This window comes from Erwinia billingiae Eb661 (assembly GCF_000196615.1).
In the GTDB taxonomy this organism is placed as follows: Bacteria; Pseudomonadota; Gammaproteobacteria; order Enterobacterales; family Enterobacteriaceae; genus Erwinia; species Erwinia billingiae.
In genome coordinates this window covers 3,008,831-3,033,477 of the sequence record NC_014306.1, presented here as the reverse complement: position 1 = coordinate 3,033,477, position 24,647 = coordinate 3,008,831, and the positions used below count along the sequence as shown (strand labels likewise).

17 protein-coding genes, 1 tRNA gene and 5 pseudogenes are annotated in these 24,647 nt (G+C 47.1%); 15 read left to right on the top strand and 8 right to left on the bottom strand.

All coding sequences use genetic code 11. The features are described 5' to 3' along the window. Positions 1-11: 11 nt before the first annotated feature. Together EBC_RS15250 and yajD are read right to left on the bottom strand one after the other, a co-directional pair. A complete protein-coding gene (locus tag EBC_RS15250; RefSeq protein WP_013202721.1) occupies positions 12-989 on the bottom strand; it encodes a DUF1852 domain-containing protein in 978 nt (325 codons plus the stop codon). Positions 990-1,283: 294 nt separating this feature from the next. Further along, on the bottom strand, positions 1,284-1,631 hold the full coding sequence (gene yajD / locus EBC_RS15245) for an HNH nuclease YajD (RefSeq protein WP_013202720.1): 348 nt from the start codon (positions 1,629-1,631) through the stop codon (positions 1,284-1,286). Positions 1,632-1,933: 302 nt separating this feature from the next. Between yajD and EBC_RS15240 the strand changes: the two genes are divergently transcribed. From EBC_RS15240 to EBC_RS15230, 3 genes are all read left to right on the top strand, one after another. Continuing rightward, positions 1,934-2,416, top strand: coding sequence for an Hcp family type VI secretion system effector (locus EBC_RS15240; RefSeq protein WP_013202719.1), 483 nt, complete (start codon positions 1,934-1,936; stop codon positions 2,414-2,416). 17 nt (positions 2,417-2,433) lie between these two features. Next, positions 2,434-3,300: a hypothetical protein gene (locus EBC_RS15235; protein ID WP_041692039.1), complete on the top strand. Its 867-nt coding sequence runs from the start codon at positions 2,434-2,436 to the stop codon at positions 3,298-3,300. Positions 3,301-3,435: 135 nt separating this feature from the next. Beyond that, positions 3,436-3,975: a DUF2058 domain-containing protein gene (locus EBC_RS15230; RefSeq protein WP_013202717.1), complete on the top strand. Its 540-nt coding sequence runs from the start codon at positions 3,436-3,438 to the stop codon at positions 3,973-3,975. Between the two features lie 116 nt (positions 3,976-4,091). On the opposite strand, the gene EBC_RS15225 is transcribed toward EBC_RS15230, so the two are convergent. Next, positions 4,092-4,520, bottom strand: coding sequence for a putative T6SS immunity periplasmic lipoprotein (locus tag EBC_RS15225; RefSeq protein ID WP_041692344.1), 429 nt, complete (start codon positions 4,518-4,520; stop codon positions 4,092-4,094). A 222-nt stretch (positions 4,521-4,742) separates the two neighbouring features. Next, positions 4,743-5,440 (bottom strand): annotated as a pseudogene (locus EBC_RS15220) (RluA family pseudouridine synthase). A 201-nt stretch (positions 5,441-5,641) separates the two neighbouring features. On the opposite strand from EBC_RS15220, the gene EBC_RS15215 reads away from it, so the two are divergent. The 3 genes from EBC_RS15215 to EBC_RS15205 all read left to right on the top strand — a co-directional run bounded on the left by EBC_RS15215 (position 5,642) and on the right by EBC_RS15205 (position 7,778). Continuing rightward, positions 5,642-6,124, top strand: a complete 483-nt coding sequence (locus EBC_RS15215) for a cold-shock protein (RefSeq protein ID WP_013202715.1) — start codon at positions 5,642-5,644, stop codon at positions 6,122-6,124. A 103-nt stretch (positions 6,125-6,227) separates the two neighbouring features. Further along, on the top strand, positions 6,228-6,473 hold the full coding sequence (locus EBC_RS15210) for a DUF2543 family protein (RefSeq protein WP_013202714.1): 246 nt from the start codon (positions 6,228-6,230) through the stop codon (positions 6,471-6,473). A gap of 483 nt (positions 6,474-6,956) precedes the next feature. Next, positions 6,957-7,778, top strand: coding sequence for a hypothetical protein (locus EBC_RS15205; protein WP_041692038.1), 822 nt, complete (start codon positions 6,957-6,959; stop codon positions 7,776-7,778). 139 nt (positions 7,779-7,917) lie between these two features. Here EBC_RS15205 and EBC_RS25490 read toward each other — a convergent pair. After that, a pseudogene (locus tag EBC_RS25490) lies at positions 7,918-9,030 on the bottom strand (IS3 family transposase). A gap of 656 nt (positions 9,031-9,686) precedes the next feature. On the opposite strand from EBC_RS25490, the gene EBC_RS15190 reads away from it, so the two are divergent. The 6 genes and pseudogenes from EBC_RS15190 to EBC_RS26335 form a co-directional block, all read left to right on the top strand. After that, positions 9,687-15,563 (top strand): DUF3320 domain-containing protein, encoded by a 5,877-nt coding sequence (locus tag EBC_RS15190; RefSeq protein WP_013202709.1) that lies wholly within the window; start codon positions 9,687-9,689, stop codon positions 15,561-15,563. A gap of 429 nt (positions 15,564-15,992) precedes the next feature. Then, positions 15,993-16,589: an HD domain-containing protein gene (locus EBC_RS26170; protein ID WP_013202708.1), complete on the top strand. Its 597-nt coding sequence runs from the start codon at positions 15,993-15,995 to the stop codon at positions 16,587-16,589. 138 nt (positions 16,590-16,727) lie between these two features. After that, a complete protein-coding gene (locus EBC_RS26165; RefSeq protein ID WP_013202707.1) occupies positions 16,728-17,543 on the top strand; it encodes an HD domain-containing protein in 816 nt (271 codons plus the stop codon). 102 nt (positions 17,544-17,645) lie between these two features. Then, positions 17,646-17,803: pseudogene (locus tag EBC_RS25150) on the top strand (transposase); the annotation flags it as partial. A 118-nt stretch (positions 17,804-17,921) separates the two neighbouring features. Further along, positions 17,922-19,082, top strand: a pseudogene (locus EBC_RS15175) (IS30 family transposase). Positions 19,083-19,211: 129 nt separating this feature from the next. Then, positions 19,212-19,478, top strand: a pseudogene (locus tag EBC_RS26335) (zincin-like metallopeptidase domain-containing protein); the annotation flags it as partial. Positions 19,479-19,561: 83 nt separating this feature from the next. On the opposite strand, the gene EBC_RS15165 reads toward EBC_RS26335, so the two are convergent. The 3 genes from EBC_RS15165 to EBC_RS15155 all read right to left on the bottom strand — a co-directional run bounded on the left by EBC_RS15165 (position 19,562) and on the right by EBC_RS15155 (position 21,379). Then, positions 19,562-19,637 (bottom strand) — tRNA-Asn (locus EBC_RS15165). A 101-nt stretch (positions 19,638-19,738) separates the two neighbouring features. Continuing rightward, entirely contained in the window at positions 19,739-20,530 is a 792-nt protein-coding gene (mtfA, locus tag EBC_RS15160; RefSeq protein WP_013202704.1) for a DgsA anti-repressor MtfA, read from the bottom strand. Positions 20,531-20,716: 186 nt separating this feature from the next. After that, the gene (locus EBC_RS15155; RefSeq protein ID WP_013202703.1) at positions 20,717-21,379 is read right to left on the bottom strand and encodes a hypothetical protein; all 663 of its coding nucleotides are present in this window, start codon (positions 21,377-21,379) and stop codon (positions 20,717-20,719) included. A 606-nt stretch (positions 21,380-21,985) separates the two neighbouring features. Here EBC_RS15155 and EBC_RS15150 point away from each other — a divergent pair. From EBC_RS15150 to EBC_RS15140, 3 genes are all read left to right on the top strand, one after another. Then, on the top strand, positions 21,986-22,681 hold the full coding sequence (locus EBC_RS15150; RefSeq protein WP_013202701.1) for a phosphohydrolase: 696 nt from the start codon (positions 21,986-21,988) through the stop codon (positions 22,679-22,681). 82 nt (positions 22,682-22,763) lie between these two features. Further along, entirely contained in the window at positions 22,764-23,012 is a 249-nt protein-coding gene (locus EBC_RS15145; RefSeq protein WP_013202700.1) for a hypothetical protein, read from the top strand. Between the two features lie 219 nt (positions 23,013-23,231). Then, positions 23,232-24,632: a DNA cytosine methyltransferase gene (locus tag EBC_RS15140; RefSeq protein ID WP_013202699.1), complete on the top strand. Its 1,401-nt coding sequence runs from the start codon at positions 23,232-23,234 to the stop codon at positions 24,630-24,632. The last annotated feature ends 15 nt before the right edge of the window (positions 24,633-24,647 follow it).

Below are 24,647 nucleotides of genomic sequence, written 5' to 3'. Positions count from 1 at the left end.
TTTATGGTTAATCAAAGAACGGGATTAGCTGAGAGCTGCTCAAGGATCGCCCGATAGGGTTTGATAAAGCGCTCTTCAGTAAACTTTCCTTGTTCAATCGCTAACTGGCTGCGTTCTTCTCGATCATAAACAATCTTCGTTAATGCATAATCTTTGTGACTCAGGGTCGGCTGATATTTCTTACCCGCCGCAGAATTCGCATTGTAAATCTCAGGACGATAAATCCGTTGGAACGTCTCCATCGTGCTGATGGTGCTGATTAACTCAAGATCGGTGTAATCGTTCAGCAAATCACCGGAGAAATAAAACGCCAGCGGCGCAACGCCGTTTGGCGGCATAAAGTAGCGTGCCTGCAGGCCCATTTTATTGAAGTAGTGATCGGTCATGGACAGTTCATCCTGCAGGTATTCGACACCTAACACCGGATGCTGATTTTCAGTGCGGTGATAGGTGTTTTTGCTGGACACGCTCAAACAGATCACCGGCGCTTTATTGAAATGCGCTTTGTACGCGGCAGAGTTAACGAAATATTTGAACAGGTTGCCATGTAAATCGCCGAAATTATCCGGCGTGGTGAAGGCCGTTTTGTTCTTGTTATGCTCTAACAGCACCACGCTAAAATCATAATCCCGCACGTAAGAGGAGAAGTTATTGCCAACAATCCCTTCCGTGCGCTGGTTGGTCTTTTTATCAACGATGTGGGTTTTCAGAATTTCGATAACCGGGAAGGTATTTCCCTTGCCTTCGACATCCATCTCAACGGAAATGATTTCCAGCTCGACGGAATAACGATCGCCATTGGCATTATCCTGCCGCGCCAGCGAGTTGAAACGATCGTCGATCATTTTCAAGGTGTTGCGCAGGTTATCCTGGCGTTTTTCACCACGTGCCAGATTGGCAAAATTGGTGGTAATACGCGTATTTTTTGAAGGATTATAATTTTCATCAAAAGAAAGACTTTTAATGGTAAAGGCGAATTCGTTATTCATTTTGATGGCTATCCTAATCTCAGATGTGACACTGAATGCGTTTATTTTAAGCAGTTCCAGAATTTACTTTCTGGTTTCTTATTCAGCTGTTGTCAAATTGTCTTGGGCGAAAAGCAGTGTCTAATTTATGCCATAGTCACTGAGTGAGGAAAAGTGATATAAATTCACCGAACATGAAGCAATTTCATGATCTGGATCAATTTTGAGGGGATTTCACGAGGAAGGCCGCTTAACCGGGGGAACCCGGGCTGGAGGTTAAGGCCAGCCTGGTGTCTGAAGCGGACAGGTTAACGCCTACTTCTTCTTGTTGAGCATCGACTTTAAATCGGCAAACGGATTGTAGGTCGCGGCATCCACGTCATTCTGCGCGTCTTCGCCCGCCACCACCGAGGTGCCGTACTGGTCAGCTTCGGTGTACTTCGAATGCTCGTGATCATGGCAATACAGACACAACAGCTCCCAGTTACTGCCGTCTTCCGGGTTATTGGTATGGTCATGATCGATATGGTGAACCGTAAGTTCACGCAGGTTGGAGTAAACAAACTCACGCGAGCAGCGTCCACACACCCACGGATAGATTTTCAGGGCTTTCTCGCGGTAGCCGCTTTCCAGACGGGTGTAGTTTTTGGGGATCAGAGCCATGCCGATGTTACCTGTTAACAAGAAATCAATTCACGATAGTGCTGCCAATATATCCCAAAGCCCGGGTCATTCCTATCTCGCCTGAAACCAATACTCTTCAACCCGTTGCTCACCTGATGCAGCGCCCATCCAACCCCCGTTCATCGCACAACGTCGGTGCCATTCTCCTTATCAGTGGACCTGTTTTCCAGGATAGTTCCTGGAATCGGGGGCTGGCGTTTCATCTTCTTGTAAAAAAAGTCTATTAAGTTTATTTAATAATTAGGTTGCTCATTTTTTATCTCTTTAAAAGGAACAAGCGAATGTCTGTTGATATGTATCTGAAAGTTGATGGTGTAACCGGTGAGTCCGCTGATTCGAATCATAAGAACTGGATTGATATTCAGTCCTTCAACTGGGGAGCCAGCCAGCCGGGTAACATGGCAGTCGGTGGCGGCGGCGGTGCCGGTAAGGTCCAGTTTAGCGACCTGGCGGTGCAGGCGTTTATCGATAAAGGCACACCGGCGATCATGAAGTTTTGTGCGTCAGGCAAACATGTTAACAGCGTTGAGCTTTCCGTTTGTAAGGCCGGTGGGCAGAAAGTTGAGTACACGCGTATCGTCCTTGAAGACGTGCTGGTCACAGGATGCAAATTCACCGGCGTGGGCAGCACCGATAAAATCATGGTCAGCTATTACTTCCAGGCAGCAAAAGTGAATCTTCATTACTGGGAGCAAAGCGATCAGGGTACCAAAGGCGCGGAAACGAAATCAGGATGGGACGTCAAACTGAATAAAGAAATCTAATTGTCTGGGGTATTACAATGGCTGGAATAGCATCTGCGATAACCAACGCTATTTTTAATGGTGGGTCATACGATCTTACTGAGATGAAACTGTTAGTGGATATCATCAACCATACGCATGATGATGATTTATACAGTTTTGCCAATGATGATGTCGAACAGGCGATGAAAACCTACACAGCTCTGCTGAACAACACCAGTGGCCGTACGGCGATGAGTGAGGATGATGTTGAGATGGGGCTGTTATCCAACCGCGCTCATGCTGTGATGGTGACGCCCAATAACCAGAATTTCTTCAATAAACACACCGCGGGAAATTCCGGGTGGTGGAATCCCCTGAAGGTCCGGGATGTTTACAATAAGTCTAATCGGGATTTTTTATGGGAGATTCTGGCGCCCATCGGCACCTTTCTGACCTCCGGGAGTACTGTTGCCGCTATCTTGAGGGAAGTCAGCGTCAGGGTAGCGCTGTACTCCGCAGGCTCAACCTCGGCCCTGGTGTCTTTATTATTGGTGCTGAGATCACGGAATAAAGAACATCAGCTCAAAGATAATAAAGACTTAATGAACGCGTTTAAGTCTCTTGCCAAGTCGAAAATTGAATTAAAGAAATCGTACTTGAAGGTTATTTCAAAGCTAAGGAATGATTTAGGCCCGCATGTGAAAGAGGACAAGAAGGAAGATACTCTTGCTAATCTCAATAGCGATCTTAATATTTGGGGCGCGAGTGAGGGGATGAAAACCTTCATTCACGGCGGCTTTATGAATATTTCGGGCGATTCTAATCCCGAAATAAAGATTGTGGACAACGGTTGGGTGATCAATTTTGATCAAACGATGACCTTCAGTAAGAACGATATTGAGATTCTGGAAAGAATGGCTTAACCACCTTCCACCCGGCCATGAGCGATGAGGGACGCGCGCCGACTTCGTTCATGGCCTGTTCCTGCCTTGCCACCTGATTCGGCCTGAAAAAACAGGTATAATCCCCCAAAATCAGGTAACCAGTTAGAGATCAGCATGACAAAACTCACCTTACAAGAGCAGATGCTAAAAGCGGGATTAGTGTCGAGCAAGAAATTGGCCAAAGTGCAGAAGACGGCCAAGAAATCACGCGTTCAGGCGCGTGAAGCCAGAGAAGCGGTTGAAGAGAATAAAAAAGCGCAGGCCGAGCGTGATAAGCAGCTGAGTGAACAACAAAAGCAGGCCGCGTTATCGAAAGAGCACAAGGCGCAGGTGAAGCAGCTGATTGAAATGAACCGGATCGCCATTGCCAAAGGCACCATCGATTTCAACTTCACCGACAATAATCTGATCAAGAAAATTGCCGTGGATAAAACCACGCAATCCCAGCTGATCAGCGGCCGTCTGGCCATTGCCCGCCTGAGTGCGGATAACAACGGTGAAAATACTTACGCCATTATTCCTGCCAGCGTCGCCGACAAGATTGCCCAACGTGATGCGAACAGCATTGTCCTGAACAGTGCATTGAGTCAGGAAGAGCAGGATGAAGACGATCCGTACGCGGACTTTAAAGTGCCCGATGATTTGATGTGGTGATTCGCTGGACGCTGACTTTATTCCCGGTTAAATGACCGGGTGCTTGCCGCCTGCAAACAGCAGGCGGTTTTGCCAACAAATAACCTCTCTATCAGCGGCATTCTTTGCCATTCCGCTCAGCGCGTGGTTTCGTTCGCGTTTAATGTAAAGGTTTCAACATCGTCGCCGGTGAACTCAACCCCAATCACGACGCTTCGTTGAGACTGCTGATCGTCAGGTTTCTGAAGAATGTATTGTACGATGTACTGGCGTTTCTCAGAGAATTGATAAAATGTGGGAGGGAGACAAAGTTTTCCATTTGCGACAGTCAAATCAGGTGAGTCCTTTATGGACAGCTTTTGTGGAGGCGTTCCTCTCGGGTTTATTGCGATGAGAGAAGGTTGGTAGTCACTGGCATCTGGAATATCAAAGCATACTTCAGCCCCAACTTTACTGACCGTAGTCGTTTCGTCAGCTTTTAGCCTGTCACCTGAACCTGGGCATCCACTCAGGAAAATAACTGAGGTCGCTAAGATAGAGGAGCGTATTTTAATTAAGTTATTCATTATCATCCCCATGCCATAGCTCCTCAAAATCGTCCATCAAGTCAGTAGCGCTTGCTGACAGCAAAGCTAATCAGTCCTGGCGCGATAACATTTATACCTCTTTCAGGCTGCCAACTGATATTTCAGCCTGATATCACGTCAACCTTTCCACTGCTAACCGCGCTCTCAGATAAGGTAAAGTCGGAAGGTCAGACAGGCAATTAGCAGCGTTTTAAAGGTTTGTCAGAACGGGCCGGGATGACAGGCTTTGATCGGGTCCAGGCTGATAGGATGCATAAAATGCAGCTCGCTGGCATGCAACATCAGCCTTGGGGTCCGTTCGGTGCCGGGCAGCAACAGGCCGCCATACAGGTCACAGCCCAAAATCGGGTGGCCCAACTGCTGGCAGTGGATGCGCAGCTGGTGGGTGCGCCCGGTCTCGGGATGAGCTGCACCCGCGTTACTGGCAGTGACGTCCCGTCTTCACTCTTACGATAAAAACGCTCAACGACCTGATAGCGCGAGCGAGCCGGCTTGCCGTTAACCGCGCAAATCGACATCAACGGGAACAGCGCCGGATCTTTCGCTATTGCGGCGTCGATAACCCCGTCATCTTCCGCCAGATGCCCGCACAGCAGGGCGCTATACACCTTGGTCACCGTGCGCTGGCTGAACTGATGACACAGAGCGGCATTGATCGCCTTATTGCGCGCAATCACCATCAGCCCGGAGGTGCCGAAATCCAGCCGGTGGATCAGCGTGCAGCCGGGGAATAGCTGCACCAGCCGGTGATGCACCGAATCGAGATTTTGCGGATTTTTGCCCGACAGGCTGAGCAGTCCGGTGGGCTTATTGATCAGCACCAGATACGCGTCCTGATAAAGGATCTCAATCTGCTCATGGCACGGCGGGGCAATAAAGGTATCGATAATCTTGGACATCAGGTGACCAGCAGCAAGAGTGGCAGCGGATGATAGCGAATTTTACGCCGACTGACGACTCTGGCGAAGGGCGCGTCAGATCACCGCCTCCTCGCAAGTCGGCAAATTATCGTCCAGGCTTAAAGAAATGGTCTGCGCAGGCATTGTGATTTACACTGCGCGCTGCAAAAATTGAGCAAATAAACGATTAAGTAGGCGGTAATGGCGATGAACGGAACGATCACAACCTGGTTTAAAGATAAAGGCTTTGGATTTATCAAAGATGAAAACGGTGATAACCGGTATTTTCATGAGGTTAAGGTCGCCAACCCTGATCTGATCAAGAAAGATGCGGCGGTGACTTTCGAACCCACCACCAACAGCAAAGGGTTGTCAGCCTATGCGGTCAAGGTCGCACCGGAAAGCAAATACATTTATATCGCGGGTGAACGCATTAAGCTTACCTCGATCAAGTCTTACGTGGTGTTCAGCGAAGAAATGCCAGCTGATACCCGCATCGATAAAGAAAATGCCGTGCTTTCCGTCGGCATTCTGATGAGCAGCATCAAGCCAAAGTCCGCGACCACCGCGGGCGAAATGCGCTCGGTGAAAAAACTGGCGATCACTACCTTCCAGGGAACGACCTTAATCTTCTCGGAAGATGAGATCGACGTGGATACCACGGTGAAAATGCTGAAGGTCTGATTTTCGCTCCCGCGCTGAACAGCGTCGTGCAAATACGCCGGTGTTCAGCAGGGAAACATCCCCATCATTGATGACCGATCAAGACAGTAAATTTGGACTCTTTATGAATAACGAAATAGCGCTTAAATATTATGACATCGCCGATGATTATGTGGCGGAATCTGCCAAGCCGGTGAGCGAGCCACAGCGTGATGCGCTGGCTCATTATTTCCAGCTGCTGCTGACCCGCCTGTCGGATAATCAAGAAATCAGCGAAGACACGCAGAACGAGATGGCCCGCGAAGCGGGTATCGACGAGCAGCAGATTGATGGCATTGCGAACTACCTGAATGAATGGGGCAACGAGTAGCGTTTGCCCGAAACACGTGAAGTGGATATAAGGTAACGCGCTTTATATCCGCTTCGGGTTGCGCCGAAAATTAACAGCAAAAAGGCCGCTTAAGTTTCCTTAAGCGGGCTTTTCTAATATGGCTCCTCTGACTGGGATCGCCTTTGCCAGTAACTGGCTAATAAATAGGCTAAACCTGAGTTCTGTTTCTGTCAAGACCACCAGAATGTCCACCAATAAGTGAAGTTTACATCAAGGATGATTTGAGCTGCCCTTGCAGAATGTGTGATCAGGTGACGGCAATGGCAATAATTAAGATTCACATGTTTTTTGAAACTTTACATGTATCATACATTAGCAGGTGTATCCAACATTCACTCTATCAATTGGGTGGTACAGTGTGACGGGAAGGGGGCACCGATGATCATCAGTTACGGCCTGTTGTGACAAACAAAAACAGAGGTTGAACGAGGAAACCCATATACTAATGACATCAATAAGAGAATGGCGACGATGATTGTTTTTTTTAAAAGTATCAGAAGAAATAAATATGAAATAGTTGCTGTGCTGCTCATGATTTGCATTGGATTGTTTAACTTCGGATGGTTAAGTTTAAAAACGATTCCTGAAACTCCACCAGGATATTATGAAAATATCGTCAGTGAGCATGCACAATCACTTATTAATTTACGCAACGAGTATCAAAAGCAGCGTAATGAAATGAGGGCGGAATTGACATCTCGGAAGCATACATTCTCAGAGGCTGCACAAATTGCACTAAAAGTGAATATTTCGGAATCCCGTTATCTGGATTTTTGGTTAACAGAAAAGCCGATTGTCATCGGCATGTTAAAGCCATTTGAAGAGTCAAAATATGTGATCTGGTATGTAAACCTTCCTTCAGAAACTCGCAAATCGGTTAGAGAGACGACAGATAATTTGCACAGGATTTATCCTAAACTTGCTGAATGTCATGCAAATGCGACTAAAGATTATCAGGCATTGGTTTCGGGACTGTCTGTATCATCTGAGGGTAAGCTAGCTGATACGTTTGTTGCTCAGACTCGGGTGTTAATACGTAATCTTTCTCAATCTGAGCATTCTTCATCAGAGATATGTGACAATGCAATGGTGTTATATTTCTCTTCGGTAGAACAGCTATCGAGAACTTATAGTACACTTGCAGATGCTTATCAGAATTATTCAGATGAAAATGAAAAATATCGTAAGATGGCCAGTGCAATATTATCATTTTTGTTATTATTAGTTTGTTATCGTTGTCGGGAAAACTTGATTAAAAAAACGGCGCAATCAATGGGTGTGTAATTTACCCTGTTAGGACCACTAGAATGACTGAAACTAATAGATACAGGTTGTGCCCCATCGTTGTTAAGATTTCCGCTAAAAGGGAGGCGAAGTCAGAGCGAGAACGGAATAGGCTGAGGCTATTGTAAGTATCCCAGCTTTAGTTCCAGGCACTTTTTGAGATTTCCGGTTTCTCAGCCATCAGCCGGTATTCTTCCGGTGTCAGGTTATTCAGGGACTTATGAGGTCGCTCACTGTTGTACTCATTCAGCCAGCACTCCGTTATTTCTCGTACTTCATGCAGTGTTCTGAACAGGTAAAAATCGAGTATTTCTGTCCGGTATATTCGGTTAAACCGTACTATAAACGCGTTCTGTGTTGGCTTAACCGGCTTGATAAATTCCAGCATCACACCATGGTCTTCAGCTCATTGCGCCAGCGCCAGTGATATTAGTTCCGGCCCATTATCCATCCGCATCTTCAGCGGATATCCACGGTTAGCTACTATTCTGTCCAGCACCCGGACGACACGCTGCGCGGGGATATTTAGGTCAATTTCTATCCCCAGAGCTTCACGGTTAAAATCATCGACAACATTGAAAGTCCGAAAACGTCGGCCACATATCAGCGCGCCGTGCATAAAATCAATCGACCAACTTTGGTTGAGTGCTTCCGTCGTTGCCAGCGGAACCGGATTGCGCACCGGCAGGCGTTGTTTACCCTTACGACGAAAATTCAGTTTGAGAAGACAGTAAATCCGGTGGACACATTTGTGGTTCCAGACGTGCCCCTGCCTGCGGAAGTACCTGAAAAAGGCTCTTAAAACCGTAGCGGGGAAAGCGCTCGGCGACCTCGGTCAGCCTCTGGATCACCGCTTCATCACGTCGCGTATCCGGTTGATAACGAAACACCGTCCTGCTTAGCGATAACGTCCTGCATGCCTTGCGTATGCTCATCGTAAATTGCGTGGTCAGATAGCTGACGAGTTCACGCTTTCTCGCTGGTTTTAAAGCTTTTTTTCTATGACGTCTTTCCGCGCCCGGCATTCCAGACTCAGATCGGCAAACATCTGCTTCAGACGACGATTTTCGTCTTCAAGATCTTTGATCTTTTTGATATCAGCGGCTTCCTTACCGCCATATTTCGCCTTCCAGTTGTAATAACTGGCTTCAGAAATAGCAGCCTCACGACACACATCTTTGACGGCTCGACCAGCTTCTACAGATTTCAGAACGACAATGATCTGGTGCTCGGTGAATCGGATCTTACGCAAAGCGATCTCCTCAGGTGACATAATCAGTATGTCGGAAGATCTCTAAAAATGAATGGGCCGTTTTGGTGGGATACTTACATTAACACTGCTCTTGGAGGTTATATGTAGGATTTCGTCTTATCACGCGTCTGGAATGAAGAGAATTGATTATGCTTTTCTGTAGCGTGGCTACCTCAGCACTTTTTCTGAATATTTCTATGCTCTAATTTCGCATGTTATCCAATCTGATTGCCAAAGATTGTTTGGAATAAAGCTGAATTTATAATATTTCTTATCGTTTTTAAGCTGTTCTAATGCTTTTGCTTTTGTATAAAACCCTATTTAATCAATGATTTAATGTTATTAATTGTGGGATTTATTTCTTAATCCTAAAAATTATGGCGTCTATAGATTAGCTGCGCTTGATCCTTTAAGGTATAAAAAAACTAAGACTATTCTGAGGATGCCCCACTAGCGGTAGGTTTTGCATGTTGTTGCTTCTCATTTGTTGCCTTTTGTACTCATGCCCATTGATTGGACAGTGCAACTTGGCATTGCAATTTTTGACTTTTTTGTCATCGCAACTCATCGAACTGTCTCTTGTGCCTGCTTTAGAACTCAAAATTGTCAAACCATCTGAATGATATAGGGATTTTTTTCCTGGGAGACGTATTTTTATGAGCATTAGGGCGCAGGTGAGTATCGCGCGGAAACTGGGATTCACTTCTCACCAGAATGCAGTTCCGCTGTTACGTGAACTTGTCTTGCATAACGAATCAGATCAAAACTTTCAGGATTTAACGTTACATTTGCAGACAGCACCAGCAGTGCTCGAAGCGAAGCAATGGAATATTGATCGCCTGCTTCCAGGTACATCTCTTGATATTCGTGAGCGTGATATAAAGCTCAATGCCAAATGGCTGGCTGAACTGACTGAAAGTGTGATGTGTGAAGTCACACTAAGTTTGCGGCAGGGAGATGAAGAACTTTTCACTATCAATTATCCCCTCGAAGCGTTGGCTAAAAATGAGTGGGGGGGCAATGCAATGTTAGAATTGCTTCCTTCTTTCATTATGCCGAATGATCCTGCCGTAGACCGTCTCCTCAAAGCGACATCGGACGTTTTGCGCAGTGCCGGCAAAAACCATGCGTTGGATGGTTATGAAAGCCAGTCCAGAACTCGCGTATGGGAGATTGTTTCTGCGCTATGGACTGCAGTCTGTAACCTGAGTGTCAGTTATGCACTACCTCCCGCCAGCTTTGAACGTAACGGTCAGAAAATTCGTACTCCGGGCGTTATTCTGGAAGGCAAAGTCGCCACCTGCCTGGATACAACGTTATTATTTGCCTCCGCACTGGAACAAATTGGACTCAACTCTCTGGTATTCCTTAGCGAAGGACATGCCTTTGTTGGTTTCTGGCTTCAACCGCACGAGTTTGCGCAATTAGTCACTGAAGACGTATCTTCGGTTCGTAAGCGCATCGATTTGAAAGAAATGGTGGTGTTTGAAACGACACTGGTCACTAAAGCTCACCCACCTTCATTCACTCAGGCTTTTGAAGAAGCGTTAAAGCACCTTACGGAAGACGAGTTTCACGCAGCCATTGATACTCGCCGTGCGCGGATGCAAAAAATTCGCCCCCTGGCGCTTGGAATCACCCGCCTGGAAAGCCAGTCAGAATCAGAACTGGATGTTCGGCATGGTTTTGAAGATGCACCAGTACTCCCTTCATTTGAGCTTGATATCGAGATTGAAGGGGAAAAAGAAGCAACGGGTCGTCTGGTGCAGTGGCAGCGTAAACTGCTTGATTTGACGACCCGCAACCGTTTACTGCATCTGCCAGAGAGTGCCAAAGGTATCCGGCTGATATGTTCTAATCCCGCCTACCTCGAAGACAAACTGGCAGAAGGTAAACGAATTCGCATTGTCTCATTACCTGACCTTGAGATGGGCGGACGTGATGCTGAATTATATCGTCAGCAGACAAATGAAAATCTCCGTGAGGAATATGCCCAACAGGCTTTGGATCGTGGCGAAGTTGTTTCGCCGCTTGAAAAAGAACGTCTGGAATCAGCGTTGATTGATCTTTATCGTAAATCAAAAAGCGATCTGGATGAGGGCGGTGCCAACACCCTCTTTCTTGCAGTGGGTTTCCTTAAGTGGAAAAAATCAGCTGAAGACCCAAAGAGTTATTCCGCTCCTCTTATTCTTCTACCGATTCAACTTGACCGCAAAAGTGCACTTTCTGGCGTGACCATGCGCTTGCTGGAAGAGGAACCCCGTTTCAATCTCACCTTACTTGAGTTGCTGCACAATGACTTCGCATTAACGATCAACGGTCTTGATGGTGAGTTGCCCACAGATGAAAGTGGCATTGATGTGGATGGTATCTGGAATATGGTGCGCCGCGCTGTGCGCGATATGCCAGGTTTTGAGGTCACACGTGATGTCGTGATAGGCACCTTCTCATTTGCCAAGTATCTGATGTGGAAGGACCTGATCGACAGAGCACCACAACTGATGCAAAGCCCTCTGGTGAAATATCTTATTGAGCGTGGTCAGGAAAATGCTGTTCTCGAGAAAAGTGGAGAAATAGTTGAGGTCGACAAACTTGATGATGCTGTAGACACACGGGATCTGTTCCTGCCATTACCTGCAGACTCCTCGCAAATTGCCGCTGTAGTGGCTTCTGCCAAAGGCCGTGATTTTGTCCTAGATGGACCGCCTGGCACGGGTAAATCACAGACCATTGCCAACATGATCGCACACAATCTGGCGCTGGGAAGGCGTGTATTATTTGTTGCCGAAAAGAAAGCGGCACTTGATGTGGTTTATCGCAGGCTGGAAGCCCAGGGACTCGGCGAGTTTTGTCTGGAGTTACATTCCAGTAAAACGTCAAAAATGGATTTCCTCAAGCAACTTGAACGGGCATGGGATGCTCGCGATATGCTCACCACCAGTGAGTGGGAGGAGGAAGCTGGCAAGGTGCAACGCCTGCGTGACAAGTTGAATGAGGTTGTCCGTTTACTGCATTTGCGCTGGCCAAATGGCCTGACGCTCCATCAGGCGATGGGCCGCGTTATCAGAGATGCCAGTTCTTTAACGCCTGAATTCACATGGGCAGCTGGCACTTTCCATTCCTCTCTACAAATGACAGCGTTCCGTGAAGTTGCCAAACGTCTTGAACTTAATCGTAATGCTTTTAAACAACACGACTCTCATTTTGGAATCATTAACCAGACTGAATGGACGAATGGCTGGCAATCGTCGCTGGTTGCTGAAGCACAGGCAATTCCGGGAAAAATACAGCATCTGGAAAACGCCACAGGGGAATTGCTTAAAGCGACGGGAATTACTCTTAATTCAACCGAGCCAGATAAGCTGATTCAACTGACATCACTCTGCGAGCTAATGTCTAGTGTGGCCGGTATTGATCTGAGTTTTATGTTTGCCCCGGATGCTGCGGCTCGCATTGAAGCTGCAAAAGCGGCAATCAATCTTCTGAGCGAAATTGAATCATTTAAAGCACGACTGTCCATTGCTTATCCCGGAAACAGCTGGCTGAACCTCAATGTTCAGCAGTTTAAAACCTCACTTGAAGAGGCGGACAAAAAATTCTGGTTCTTCGCAACAAATGCCCGTAAGAAAGTCATTGGCGAGGTGGTTCGACAATTTTTACTGAGCGCGACTCCCGACCTGACTGTCGATCTTCCCATTATTGATAAGCTTCAGGCATTACATCACAAGCTGTCTGAGCTAACTCCACGCACGGCGACGATGCCGGCATGGAATGGCCTTGACACCAATCTTTCTGACTTACAGAACACTCTGGATTTAGCTGACACTCTTCGCAGTGCGTTGGGTGGTTTTGCCTCATCCCCTCAGCAGCTTGCAGAGATCCGCTCAGCGGTTAAAACATTGGTTATTAATGCCAATGACTTGCTCGGCTCGCAGGGTATTATTGCTGCTCTATCCCACAACCTGCGTGCTTCTGTATCGGGTTTCAATGAAGCTAAAGCAAGATTCTGCAATCTTATCAAAGTTCCAGAACGCGACATGTCGATACCCATTTTACGCGAATGCGCCATGGGTATCGTGCATCATCAATCGGCTTTAAAAGCCTGGAGTGACTGGCGCCGGGTACGTGAAGAAGCCATTGACCAGGGCTTATTGCCACTGATCAACGTCCTGGTGCAACTTGATTCAGGTGATATCAGCGCAGCTGAGTTGTTTGAAACAGCCTATTGCCGCTGGTTTGCGTCGTGGATGATTGACTCAGAGCCTTTGTTACATAATTTTGTACCAGCTGAACATTTTAGTGATATTGAGGCCTATCGCACCCAGACTGACCGTCTCGCCAGACTTACGGTTCGTTATATTCGTGCTCGATTGTGCGGTGTGATACCCGCAAAAAATGAGATCAGTAAGCAGGGTGGTTTTGCCTCGCTCAAACATGAGTTGCAGAAATCCCGGCGTCATAAGCCTGTCCGCCAGATGGCGGCTGAAATGGGTGATGCTATGTCTAAGCTTGCGCCATGCATGCTGATGAGCCCACTTTCAGTTGCACAATTCCTTCCTTCGGAACAGCCGCTGTTTGATCTGGTGATTTTCGATGAAGCATCACAAATATCCCCCTGGGATGCTATTGGTGTAATGGCGCGCGGTAAACAGGTTGTTATTGCTGGCGATCCACGACAGATGCCGCCCACCAGTTTCTTCAACCGCGCGGCAAATGAGACGGATGATACTGAAGAGGATATGGAAAGCATTCTTGATGAGTGCCTGGCTGCCGGCCTGTATAACCACAGTCTTAGCTGGCATTACCGTAGCCGCCATGAAAGCCTGATAACGTTCTCTAATCATCGGTACTACGACAGCAATCTGATCACTTTCCCTGCATCGGAAACAAAGCAAAGTGCTGTTAAGTGGTGCAAGGTTGCGGGGATCTATTCAAAAGGTAAGGGACGCCATAATCAGGCAGAAGCCGAAGCAATAGTTGCTGAAACCGTAAAACGCCTGAAGGATAAAACGTTTATAGCGTCCGGTAAATCCATTGGCATTATTACGCTGAATACGGAACAGCAAAAACTGATTAATGACCTGATGGATCGTGCCCGGCAACAACATCCCGAAATTGAGCCATTCTTCCAGTCGGAGTTGGAGGAACCTGTTGTGGTTAAAAATCTGGAAACTGTTCAGGGGGATGAGAGAGATTTGATCATACTTTGCATTGGGTATGGTCCGACAGAGCCTGGTGCGAATACTATGTCGATGAACTTCGGACCCTTGAACCGTGAAGGTGGTTGGCGACGTCTCAATGTTGCTGTCACCCGCGCGCGGCAGGAAATGATGGTATTCAGCTCTTTTGATCCCTCAATAATCGATCTCAATCGCACAAGTGCACGCGCGGTTGCTGACCTTAAACACTTTATCGAGTTCGCCCAGCGCGGACCGATGGCTCTGGCACAGGCGGTTCGTGGTTCAGTAGGCGGTTATGACTCTCCATTCGAAGAGGCCGTAGCAAATGGCTTAAGAAGGAGAGGGTGGCAAGTTATTCCGCAGATCGGAGTATCGCGTTTCCGTATTGATTTAGGGATCGTGCATCCAGACAAACCCGGCGACTATCTTGTGGGGGTGGAATGCGACGGTGCCACTTATCACAGCGCAGCCACTGCACGTGATCGTGATAAGGTTCGCAGCGCGATTCTGCAGGGGCTGGGCTGGAAACTTCTCCGCCTGTGGTCAACAGAATGGTGGGTGGATAAGGAAGGCGCACTAGAAAGGTTGGATATAGCGATTAATGCTCTGTTGGAAGAATCCAGAGCAGTTGAAGTCGCCATTGCTCAAACACAAGAAGAGGTAGAGATAGTTACTGCAGAAAACAGCAATGAAGAAGTAAACGAAGAACAAGATTTTAAGCTTGTGGCTAATGATGAAGAAATATCAGCGCCTGTTGAGAGCATTAAACCGGTTGCTCACTCACCAGTAGCAGAATATGAGTCAGAGGGTTTGTTGCAGGAACTGAAGTATGCGTCCTCAGCGGTATCTGAAGCCGCTCAACCTGCAACTGCGGGAAAATATGTCGTGAATGATTTGAAGGCATGGCAGGGCAAAACTGACCCAGAGAAGTTTTATGTCGTGGAGTACGATGAGACGCTAAAAGCTCTTATTGCAGAGGTGGTTAATGGTGAGTCACCTCTCTTGGATACTACACTGGTGCAGCGGGTATCACGTGCTCATGGTTTTAACCGTGCGGGAAGACTGATTCGTGAGCGTGTTATGGAGATAGTAGATGATCACTATTATGTCGCGACCGATCATTCTGGTGAAGATTTTGTCTGGCTGTCAGAAGCACAAAAAACTGATTGGAATTCATTCCGTTTGCCTGCAACGGACTATGATGTTCGTCAGGTTGATGCTATTCCAAGTGAAGAGTTGCGAGCATTGGCTCTGAGTTTTGAAGGAACAAATAAGATTTCGGAAATGGCTAGCTCACTGGGAATTAAACGACTAACCAGTCAGGCGAGACAAAGACTAGAGTTAGTACTCTAAATTAAATGGCCATTTAGGGTGTCAGAGCCTTTGATGGCCTTTATTAGATTGTATTGATTAGTATATGAGCTGGTTTTTTTGGATAGGGGACGATCTGATTGAGGGCAGTTCTGTGCCAGAAGCGGACGTTGCTTGTATCATGGTATGTTAGTTTACGTAAAGCAAGTCAAGAAAACACAATTGCACAACCATGATTCCATACTGGTTTTAACATCACGGATCGTGGCCGCAGTTTAAACCCTGGCGTGTATCAGTGGTGCTTTATCCTATCAATCCAGATCATAACCCAAGTGCACAGGCCAATTTAATATATGAATCCATATTGATATGCTCTTTCGAGAATATGTTGACTATTAAATAACGAATAGAAAACATAAGCATTAATATTATTTAAATTAAGTGTTATAACTACATGAAAAGGAAAGCATCATGACGCAAAAAAAAACTGATAACTTTGAAGACCTGCTTCTGGGGAAATTTCTAGATCCTATACATGGAGTCATTCGAATAACTAAGCTCGAAAAAAAAATAATTGACCATCCTTTATTTCAAAGGCTGAGGGATATTAGGCAGAATACGTTTTTATATAAAGTGTTTCCTTCTGCAATGCACTCTCGTTTTGAACACTCAGTTGGAGTTATGCATTTATCGTATGAAATATTGAAAAATTTAGATTTGAATGCATTGATCTTTAATCGTAAAAGTAAGGACGTTGATCTCTATTTGGAGATTAAAGAAATGCCAGTAAGTCTTATTCAGGAACTGCGTATTGCAGCTTTGTTACATGATGTTGGACATGGTCCTCTAGCCCATCAATTCGATAGTTTTGCAATAGATATAAAAAAATTCAAAGAAAAATGCAAGACTGAAGACACTCAGGAATACGATAAGATTATATCACTAGCTGATAATGAAGACGGAAAATTAAGTCACGAACAAGTGTCATGTATTTTTATCAAGGAAATAATTTATGAATTGAAAAATAAAGCTGAAAGTGAATCTGATGGTGACGATGTTTATAAATAGAATATAAAGAAAATCAACGCAGATAGTATTATAAAAATCGTTGAGAAAAAATATGACTTTACAGGTGAAATAAAAGGCAAGAATATATATCCTTTGTTGGGCTCAATCATATCATCTTCACCTATAGATGCAGATAGAATGGACTACTTACTGAGAGATAGCTACTTCTCAGGTGTTAAGTACGGGATTTATGATTATGGACGATTGCTAATGTCGTTTATCCCTGTTGAGGTTGAAAATAATATTTACTTGGCATATAAAGAAAGTGGTATGGATTCAATTCTAGAGTTTGCCAATGCAAGAAGCGGTCTTTATAGTCAAGTTTATTTTCATAAAACCAATCGCGCGTTATCTGCCATGCTTAACAAAGCGTGTTCTGGCTCAGGTGCTGTTAGTGTTATATCTTTAGAGACTGAAGATAAAATCATTGATTTGATCAAAAATTTTTATCTAAGCAATCCAGACAAGAAGTTTTTAGAGCATACGCTTAAAAGTAAATTAAATGAAGATTCAATAAAAATAATCGATGATATTGTTAGTAGAAATGTGTGGAAAAAAATATATGAAAAAAAACACACATTTTCCAATGTTAGACTTTCAAATAATACATTCAAGGAGTGCAAAAAGGAAATATCTGAAAAGATCAAAGTCATTCTCGGAAATGCTATAAGTGGAAATGAATGGGTCCTTGATTTTCAGATTGAAGATAACTTCAAAGACATTGAGGAAAGCCAAGCCAAAATAATTAAAAAAGAAATAAATGGAAAGTATAAAATAAATGAATTGCGTGATTGTAACGAAGTGCTTCAACCATATCACTATGTTAAATTCTTTATTCGTGTTTTTGTATCAAAGGCCACTCAAACTGAAATTCTCGGAATATGTGAAGGGCTGATTAAAGATATTGAAGAAATTGTTAAAGATAAAATAAATAATGTTGAAAGTGAAAAGTAAATAATAGAACCCTAGACTTCTTGTAACATATTCCCTAATGCTAAAGCCACATCATCGTTAGTTATCCCCAGTAGCTAACGGTGCTCATATTTAACGGTTGGTCCGCAGTGTTACTCTGACCTCGTTATTTCCACTTTACTCACCGTTAAATGCATTTTCAGGCTTATATTACGTGCTGCACAGGGATTCATTGATTCCATTTTCACCCTCATGGGGTATAGTTTCGCTGTCCGGATTATTCTTGCGTCAGTAAACGTGCTGACCTGTTCCTCGCTGATTCATACACTGCGAACCCCGTAACCGAGGGAGATGTCCGCTCCTCGCTGTGAGTTCAACGGGTCGATGCAACGCTATCCTTAATCAAAGGGGGGCGTTGCCATGAAACGAAGAACGCGAATTAACTACACGCCTGAACAGAAAGCGATTATCTGGGACAGGTATAAGCAGGGTGATTCCCTGCATGATATCGCCAGAATGTTCGACAGATATCATTCTTCTATCATGCCCACTATCCACCAGACTGGTGGATATCGTCCTCCTGTACGTAAGCGGCACCGGTTAGCGCTTTCGCTTGATGAAAGAGAGGATATATCCAGAGGACTGGTAGCAAAACGTAGCATCAGGGACATCGCAGACAAATTATCAAGAGCCCCCTCAACGATTAGCCGCGAGATCAAGAGGCACGGAGGTGCAAAACAATACCGTGCAGCAAAAGCGGATACTGCTGCGTGGGAAAGTGCTCTGAGACCAAAACCTTGCAAGCTAATTGAAAGCCCCACATTGTCTAAAATCATTGCAGAGAAGATGCATCAGGACTGGTCGCCGGAACAAATCGCCGGTTGTCTGAAACGCTGTTATCCGGATAATTAGGAAATGCATGTGTCACACGAAGCGATTTATAAAACGCTTTTTATACAAACCCGGGGAGCATTAAAAAAAGAACTGCAGCAATGCTTCAGAAGCGGAAGAGCAGTGCGTAGATCCAGAACGTCATCACTTAAAGGGAAAGGATTAGGGCCAATCCCGAATGCGATACCTATCAGCGAAAGGCCACCTGAAGCCGCAGAAAGAGCCATACCAGGTCAATGAGAAGGTGACCTGATCCAGGGCTCGAAAAACTCCTATATCGTCACCCTCGTTGAACGCCATTCCCGCTTTGTTATGATGGTCAAAATCAGGGACAACAAAACCATAATTGTTATATCTGCACTCATCAAACAAGCCCGGGAATTACCTGTTGAGCTTTATAAAACACTAACATGGGATCTAGGCGCTGAAATGACAAGCCTCACTCGGTTTACTGTAGCGACAGACATTCAGATTTATTTCTGTGATCCTCGATCTCCCTGGCAACGTGGCTCAAATGAAAATACGAACAGGCTGCTCAGACAATATTTTCCAAAAGGAACTGACTTATCGGTTCACAGCCAGCAAAGACTTAACAGTGTTGCCAGACAGCTAAATGAAAGGCCGGGAAAAACGCTAGACTATGAATCACCCGCAGAGCGGTTCAATCTGCGTGTTGCATCCATCGGTTGAACTCACAGCTCATAACGGACAGCGGACCTTGTCTGACACTAGTGTGATTGGCTTAGAGCGAGAAGCGTGCATTGCTAAATTAGTAGTTACCACAACGATATTTTATGCTGATGCCGCCAACTACTACGCTACGCCACCAGCCTGCATGAGCGGGTTATCGATAGCGCGGTAAAAACCGCCAGAACACTGAAATAAAAGGGATGCTCGCCAGTGAGGGGGGGCGTTTGAGGAGTGGATCGCCTGGCTGGGAAGCACGTTCCTGATGGCGGATCTGAATATTACCGGAGAGGTCCAGCACGATAGCAATATCGCTTCTTGGCTGAAAGCCCTGAATAACGATAAACGCTATATTTTTCAAAGCCACCAAGCGCAGCATCGAAAGCACATCGCTTTTGATGAAGGACGTCTGATCCCGCCACGATTGATACGCGCAAAAACAAAAAGCCCGCTTAAGTTTCCTTAAGCGGGCTTTTCTAATATGGCTCCTCTGACTGGACTCGAACCAGTGACATACGGATTAACAGTCCGCCGTTCTACCGACTGAACTACAGAGGAATCGGTTTCGATGGGGCGCATATTAGCGGGGTAGCCCAGGTGTGTCAACAGCAAAAAACACGCTAGCTTTCAACTGGCTAGGATTAAATCAACCCGACGTATTAGTGAACAATTCCACGGTCATTTTGACGGGATTGCGCGTCTGAATAGCGTTTTGCCGGATCCTGGCGGTAAAACTGGCTAAAGCGTTGATAGAGGCTGGGGAAACGATCCTGCACAATGTCCGGCGCAGTGAAGAAGTACTCCGATAATACGGCGAAGCATTCGGCGGCATCGCTGGCGGCATAGGCATCAATGCTGGCAGCGTTCTCACCGACGGTATCAATCTCATCCTGAATATCCTTCATCGCCGCCTGCAAATCCTGCTCCCAACCCGCCACATCACGCAACGCAATCGACGGCACGCCATTGGCATGACCGCTACCGCGGCTGTCGAGCTTGTGCGCCACTTCGTGAATAATCAGGTTATAACCGGAAAGATCCCAGGAGTCCTGCACATCCAGCCAGTTCAGCACCACCGGACCTTGCTGCCAGCTCTGACCCGAATGCACCATTTTTTCATGGTGAACCAGACCAAATTCATCCTGCCATTCATCGTCGACCATAAAAGGGGAAGGGTAGAGCAGCACTTCGTGAAAACCGTCCAGCCAGTCATAACCCAGATTCAACACGGGCAGGCAGAAGATCAGTGCCAGGCGGGTGCTTTTCAGTTCATCAAGCTGGAAGTCTTGCAGCGGGACCAGGCGTTTTTGCTGTAGAAAGCGTTTCGCTAATGAGATTAGCGATGTCTGTTCAGCATCGGTTAGCGCGCCAAGTAAGGGGATCGCCATTGCCTGCTGCCAGGGCAGGGCGTTTCTGGCATCTTCGTCGGTTTTCCACGGCCATTTGATCATGATGCACCCGGTTCGCTGAAGGGATCTTTACCATGCCGTAGCGCACCGTCTTACGCAACTGCTGCGTGGCAGCAACAGTGCATAAGAAAGAAAGCTGAATGTGGGATGCGCTGGCTTTAAGGCGCATATTCAATCACTTAAAACCAGCAGTGTCTGTGATGAAGTACAAAAAAGCGGCCTTTCGCCTCAGACGCGTTCGAACTCAATCACCCAGACCCAGGGGTTAACTTCCCAGCTGGTGCCACCATACTGTAACGCCCATTGTTTACGATAGGCATCTTTGCTGGAAACCGCTTCGCTGTGCATGGTGAAAAAGTTATTCAGGAAATGGGAGTCGGTTTGCACACCCTCGGCGATCACATCGTCATCGCTGATATCCTGAATTTTCTCGACACGAATGCCGGTGACCACCAGATCGATACGGCTTGCCCAGCGGGGCATATGAATGCCGGCCTGCCAGCCAAACTGCTCTTGTTCATCCAGCTCGGCGGTTGCGAACTGGCTGGTATCGGCACGGTACTGGCAATAACGCGCGCTTTTAAATGCCGCTGGCGAACGCTGATATTCCGCCATTTCGTCAGGCTCGATAACCGGGCCGCGCCAGGTTTCACGGACCCAAAGCCTGTCGCCGGGTTGTCCGTAAGGGCAGTGGTAACTTAAGTTTTCCATGCCCATAACCCGGTTGCCTTGCAGGTGATTATTCAGCACATCAATACCATAGCACCCCTCATGGTTATCCTGTCCGGGACCAAAGAGTTGTGACTTCATAATGCGCCGAGTTTGGCTCTGTTGGCCTGAGAGCAGCGCTCGCACCCGTTGATCGCTAAACAAAATCGGGCGTTCTTTCATGGTTTGACCTCTGTTACTTACATGTTGAACCGATGAACACAGCAACGCTAAAAAGACAAGACAGAATAATCTGAACATTAGCCTGAAGAAAAATACCAGAATCAAAAATTTAGGTAAACATTAGCTGTGCTTGTTGATTTCACTGCCAGGTTAGGGCCATCGCACCTGCTGAATGATCAGGTCGTCCTACCCGGTCTTACCCAAGATGATCCCCTAAAATAAAGGCGGGGTAACAAATTTGACATATGTCGTCTTTACAATCTCTTACAGTGCAGATGCTGAAACAGCGTACCGTCGCGAGGTAAAAATGCCCCAAAATAAGAGATTGTCGGGTAGCGTTAATTCTATCTCACTCTTTGCATAAAAGCCGACAGTTAATTTCACGGCGTTCATTATGTCTGTTTAACCATTTGCCTGAAAATTAATCAATAAATTTTCCTATGGCAAAAGGCTGAAAAGACGAAATATGTTGTGATTCCGTTAAAATTAGCGTTATAAACATGATGTGGATCTCGTTTTTGACCAATTGGTACAGGCGGGTTTCCAGCAGTGGACTGGCCTTCACCCACTGACATCTCTACAAGTCCAAACAATAAGGAGAAGTCTATGTCGCTTATTAACTGGCAACTGCGTTTTGAAAGCTGGCTCCATGAGACCTGGCCACAGGATGATAAAGCCCACGACGTGGCCCATTTGCGCCGGGTCTGGCAGACAGCACAGCGTATTATGAATGGCACCGAGGCAGATGAGCTGGTTGTGCTTACCGGCTGTTATTTCCACGATATTGTGAACCTGCCGAAAAATCACCCGGAACGTCATCTGGCGTCTGCGCAGGCCGCGGTCGAGACCCGCCGCGTATTGCGCGAGGTCTTTCCTGATTTCCCCAAAGACAAATACGAAGCGGTGGCCCACGCGGTTCATGCTCACAGCTTCAGTGCCGGCGTAACCGCTGAAACGCTGGAAGCAAAGATCGTGCAGGATGCCGACCGTCTGGAATCATTAGGCGCGATTGGATTAGCGCGGGTGTTTTATGTTTCTGGCGCGCTGGGGCGTTCACTGTTCGACAGTGCCGATCCGCTGGGACGTGAACGACAGCTAAATGATACCGAATGGGCGCTGGACCATTTCCAGAAGAAATTGTTGCGCCTGCCTGACACCATGCAAACCGTCGAAGGTAAACGTCTGGCTGAACACAATGCCCGTTTTCTGGTGACCTACATGGCCAAGCTGTGTGCGGAATTGAAAGGGGATTTCTGCGCCCTCGATGAAGACGTGTTACGAGAATTTAGTCCGGTTTCATAGAAATATTAAATTTTTATGACTGTATAGTTAAATCGCACAATACAGGCTACGTTATCTGGGACATTTTTCAGGAGAATCAGTGATGACCGATAACGTAAGCCTTACGATCAAGATTGACCCCACTTTAAAAGAAACCCTTAAATCACTGGCGTTGGAAAACCAAATCTCCCTGAGTCAGGAAGTTTGCCAGCGTCTGCAAAACAGCCTGACCGCCGTGGAACACACCGCCGTCGATAATCAGGGCACAGCTGAAGAGACCGATGAGCAGCTGAATGCCAGCGAGCTTAAACAAATTCGCGCGTTACTGAAAAAATCTAAAAAGAAGAAGTAGGTCGCCTGTTTGTGCCCCTCACTTTGGCGAGGGGCTTCCTTCCTGCCACAATCTACATCATCAACTCGTTACGCCTCCTTTTGCCGATGTCCATCCTCCCGGTCTTAACGTCCTTTATCAGATTTAATGCGCCGCCAGCTTGCCCGATCTTTTTTCCGCCTGGCGCGGGCGCAGCGAAGTGATAGACTGCAGGCGTTTACTTATTGATGTCGGGTGATTATGAGCGAGTTTGACAGCGTGGCGCTGCCGTTAGCCGAACAGGCAAGCCAGCAGAAATTTGATCAGGACTGCGAGTTACTGCACAGCGTGCTGGCGATTTATGACCAAAAACGGGTCCTGGCGGAATTACAGCAAGCCAGCCAGCATGGCTGGACGCGCGACAGCCTGAGTCGCTGGATGAGCGGTAAAAGCGCCGCAACGCCGCTGACTGAAGCCGAACATCAGGCGCTAAGCCAGCTGCTGCCGACACCTCCCGCTCATCATCCGCATTATGCCTTCCGCTTTATCGATCTGTTTGCCGGCATCGGCGGCATTCGCAGTGGCTTTGAGGCCATTGGCGGCCAGTGCGTGTTCACCAGCGAGTGGAACAAATATTCGGTCAGAACCTATAAAGCCAACTGGTATTGCGATCCTGACGCACACCGCTTTAATCAGGATATCCGCGACGTCACCCTGAGCGGCAATCCGGCGGTGAGTGAGCAGCAGGCTTATCAACATATCGATAAGCAGGTGCCTGACCATGATGTGCTGCTGGCCGGATTCCCCTGCCAGCCGTTTTCACTGGCCGGCGTGTCGAAGAAAAATGCGCTGGGCCGCGCCCATGGATTTGAATGTGAAGCGCAGGGCACGCTGTTTTTCGACGTGGCGAGGATTATCACCGCCAAAAAGCCGGCGATCTTCGTGCTGGAAAACGTCAAAAATCTGAAGAGCCACGATAAGGGTAAAACCTTCCGCATCATCATGGACACGCTGGATGAGCTGGGCTATGACGTGGCAGATGCCGACGCCAGCGGCGCCGGGGATCCCAAGATCATTGATGGCAAACATTTCCTGCCGCAGCATCGCGAACGTATTGTGCTGGTCGGGATGCGTCGCGATCTGAAACTGCCGGAATTCACCCTGAAGGCGCTGTCCACGCTTTATCCCAAACAGCGCATCCCGCTACGGGCCTTAATGGAGCCCGAGGTTGACTCCAAATACATTCTGACGCCGACCTTATGGAAATACCTTTATAACTACGCCAAAAAGCATCAGGCAAAGGGTAACGGCTTTGGCTATGGCCTGGTCGATCCGCAGGTGGAAACCGGCGTGGTGCGTACGCTCTCCGCGCGCTATTACAAAGACGGCTCTGAAATTCTTATCGATCGCGGATGGGATCGTCAGCTGGGTGAAGTCGATTTTGACCAGCCCGAAAATCAGCTGCGCCGTCCGCGCCGTCTGACGCCAAGAGAGTGCGCCAGGCTGATGGGCTTCGAAGCGCCGGGCAGTTACCGCTTCCGCATTCCGGTTTCAGATACCCAGTCTTACCGCCAGTTCGGTAATTCGGTGGTCGTGCCGGCGTTTGCGGCGGTGGCTAAGCTGCTCCAGCCGTGGATAGCGTTGGCGGTGAAGCAGCGTTAACTGGCCTGATCCTAA